2 protein-coding genes and 2 pseudogenes are annotated in these 3,330 nt (G+C 73.3%); 3 read left to right on the forward strand and 1 reads right to left on the reverse strand.

Features of this window, described 5'->3' with window-relative positions:
• Positions 1 to 601 (reverse strand): annotated as a pseudogene (locus tag I53_RS01330) (ABC transporter ATP-binding protein); the annotation flags it as partial.
• A 385-nt stretch (positions 602 to 986) separates the two neighbouring features.
• Between I53_RS01330 and I53_RS01335 the strand changes: the two are divergent.
• The 3 genes and pseudogenes from I53_RS01335 to I53_RS34770 all read left to right on the forward strand — a co-directional run.
• Positions 987 to 1,646 carry a cytochrome c3 family protein gene (locus tag I53_RS01335; RefSeq protein WP_043345872.1) on the forward strand — a complete coding sequence of 220 codons (660 nt, stop codon included), beginning with the start codon at positions 987 to 989 and terminating at the stop codon, positions 1,644 to 1,646.
• Positions 1,643 to 2,728: a TAT-variant-translocated molybdopterin oxidoreductase gene (locus I53_RS34765; RefSeq protein ID WP_251982178.1), complete on the forward strand. Its 1,086-nt coding sequence runs from the start codon at positions 1,643 to 1,645 to the stop codon at positions 2,726 to 2,728. The genes I53_RS01335 and I53_RS34765 overlap by 4 nt, the downstream gene beginning before the upstream one ends.
• A gap of 131 nt (positions 2,729 to 2,859) precedes the next feature.
• Positions 2,860 to 3,330, forward strand: a pseudogene (locus I53_RS34770) (molybdopterin oxidoreductase); the annotation flags it as partial.

Here is a 3,330-nt window from a genome sequence, read left to right on the forward strand (position 1 = left end):
CCAAGCCGTAGGCGAGTCCGATCGCCGCCAGTCCGATCACGGCCGCCGGGATCAGCCGGGGCGCGGCCAGGGCCGCGAAGCCGAGGGCCAGGATCAGGGCCGCGAGGGTCATCGCCGGCAGGACGATGCCGGCGGCGAGCAGGCGGTCGGCTCGGGCCAGCACCTCTCCGACGATCCGGGCTAGGCTGCGCGCCTCGTCCCGGGCCCCCGTGGGGGCGTCGAGGATCGCCCGCAGAACGCCCTCGCGGACGGCGTCCCCGGCCTTGTTCTGCGCCTTGAAGCACAGGCGCGCCACGCACCAGCCGAGGCCCGCCAGGGCCAGGGCGCAGACGGCGATGCACAGGAAGGCGGTGAGCTCGAGTTCGGCGGGGCGCATCGGGATGCCGGGGGCCAGCACCAGCTCTCCGCCCGGAAGCGCGACCGCCACGCGCAGGAAGGGCAGCACCGGCGCCTCGTCGCGCGGCAGGACCGCGATCAGGTCGCGCAGGCACAGGAGCGCGAGCGCGCAGAGCGGCGCGCCGATCCCGACCGCGAGGGCCGCCGCCGCGGTGTGCTGAGGCCGCGCGGCGCGCCACGTCAGGACGAGAGGATCGGATTCCATGCGTCTCCGGACAGGATCGGGCGTCTCAACCGTCGCGCGGGCATAGGCGTTCGCGCCGGTCACGGGAAGGGTCGCGGGCGCGGGCTTCCCTTGCGCGGACCTTGCCGCCGGCCGCTGCGACATGTCGGCCGGGTTGTTTGCGGTTGAGGCTCTGGTTTGGAAGCGCTCCAGCGTTACAACCATGGGGCATGGCGCGGCCGTGGCTCGCATCTGCGAGGCGCGGGACCTCCAAGCCTGATCGCCGCGGGCGCCCGAGCCGTATCGCGCGGCCGGCCGGCGCACCGCACGATTTCGACCGGGACCAGAGGGTGGGGCGACGCTTGCGGCGAGGGGCTGAGAAGACCGAGCGCCATCTCCCGGCCTTCGCCGGTTGCGGGTCGGCCTGATGGCGCAGCTGTTCACGCCCGGGGCCGACGCGCTCTACCGCCTCGCTCTGATGACCGGCGTCGCCTGCCTGGTTGGGCTCCCGGTTCTGGCGGCTGGGATCGTGCGCTCGAACTACGTCACGGGCGTCGGGGTCGCGCCGGCCCAGCCTCTGCCGTTCAGCCACAAGCATCATTCCGGCGAACTCGGCATCCAGTGCCGCTACTGCCACACCACGGTCGACCGGGAGGCCACGGCCGGCATCCCGCCGACGCATACCTGCATGACGTGCCACTCGCAGATCTGGACCGGCTCCGAGATGCTCAAGCCGGTGCGCGACAGCTACGCGCAGGACAAGCCGCTCGAATGGAAGCGGCTGAACAAGCTGCCGCAATACGTCTACTACAATCACTCCGTCCACGTGACGAAGGGGATCGGCTGCTCGACCTGCCACGGCGACGTCACGGCGATGCAGATGACGTACCGGGCCAACGCCTTCGAGATGCAGTTCTGCCTCGATTGCCACCGGGCGCCGGAGAAGTATGTCCGCACGCCGGATCAGGTCTGGAACATGACCTGGACGCCGCCCTCCGACCAAGCGACCCTGGGCCCCAAGCTCGTGGCCCAGTACCATATCCGCGGCGGGGAGCGGCTGACCGAATGCGGGATCTGCCACCGATGACCGGCGCCCCCGACATCGCAGCCCTGCGCGCGAAACTCGCCGGCGGCGACGGTCCGCGCTTCTGGCGCAGCCTCGACGCCGTGGCCGACAGCCCCGAGTTCCGCGCCTATCTGGCGGCCGAGTTCCCGTCGGCGTCCCGGCTCGCCGCGGCCCCGGAGCGGCGCGGCTTCCTGAAGCTGATGGCCGCCTCCTTCGCGCTGGGCGGCCTCACCGCCTGCGGCGGGGGCGGCGGCCGCGACTACGAGGTGCCGTACGTCAATCAGCCCGAGCGGATCGTGCCTGGCACGGACCTGTCCTACGCCTCCTCGGCCGTGTTCGACGGCTTCGGCAACGGCATCCTGGTCACCACCCGCAACGGCCGGCCCCTGAAGATCGAGGGCAATCCCGAGCATCCCTGGAGCCGCGGCGGCACCGACGTGCTGGCCCAGGCTTCGGTGCTCGGGCTCTACGACCCGTTCCGCTCCCAGGCGGTGCAGCATCTCGGCCGGCCGAGTTCCTGGGCGGCGTTCCGGGCAGACCTGCAGGGTCGGATGCCGGGCTGGCGCGAGAGCCGGGGCGAGGGTCTCGCCCTGCTCACCGGCCCGGTGACCTCGCCCGGCGTGGCGGCCCAGCTCGCGTGGCTGCGGGCCGCCTACCCGGCGCTCCGCTGGTATGTCGGTGCCGGGGCGGGGCGCGACGGGATCTACGAGGGCGCTCGCCAGGCCTATGGACGGCCCTTGGAGACCCGCCCCGATTTCGGTCGCGCCCGGACCATCGTGGCGCTGGACGGCGACTTTCTGGATCTCGGACCCGGTCAGGTCGGCCTGTCGCGGCGCTGGAGCGAGGCACGGCGGGCGGCCTACGCGGAGGGCCGCCTCCTCACCCTCCACGCGGCGGCGCCGACACCGACCTTGACCAGCGCCAAGGCGGATCGGGGGCTCGTGGTCCCGGCCGGCCGGCTGGAGGCCCTGGCCCGGGACCTGCTCATCTGGCCGCGGGCGGCGCGGTCCCCGGGGGCGACGATCCCGTCGCGCGCTGGACGCGGAGCGCCGGGACGGCCCTCGCCGAGGCCCGGGGAAGCGGCATCGTCACCGCCGGCCTGACCGCCAGCCCGGACCTGCACGCGCTGGTTCACCGCCTCAACGGCGCCCTCGGCAACACCGGCACGACCCTGGTCCACACGGCGCCCGTGGCGGAGACGGGCGCCGGGACCCTCGCGGATCTCGCTGCGGCCATGGATCAGGGTGCCGTCAAGGTGCTCGTCGTCCTCGGCGCCAACCCGGTCTACGAGGCGCCCGGCGCCCTCGATTTCGCCGCCCGGATGGCGCGCGTGCCCCTCAAGATCCATGCGGGGCTCTACTACGACGAGACCGGTGCGCATGCCGACTGGCATCTGCCGGCCGCCCACCCGCTGGAATCCTGGGGCGACATCCGGTCCCTCGACGGGACGGTGGGTCTGATCCAGCCCACGGTCGCCCCCCTGTACAACGGCCGGACGCTCGCGGAGATGCTGGCCTTCCTGGCAAGCGGCGAGGGTGGGGAGGGCGGTCAGGACGCCCTCGGGCTCCTCAAGGCGCAGGGACGGAACCCGGGCGAGGACGAGGCGGCCTTCGAGGCCCGCTTCTCCGAGGCCCTGCGCCTGGGCTTCTGGGCGGACAGCGCGCGTCCGGCTGAGACGGTGGCGCTGACGCAGGCGGCGGCAGCC

It is taken from the genome of Methylobacterium sp. B1 (assembly GCF_000333255.1).
Lineage (GTDB): Bacteria > Pseudomonadota > Alphaproteobacteria > Rhizobiales > Beijerinckiaceae > Methylobacterium > Methylobacterium fujisawaense.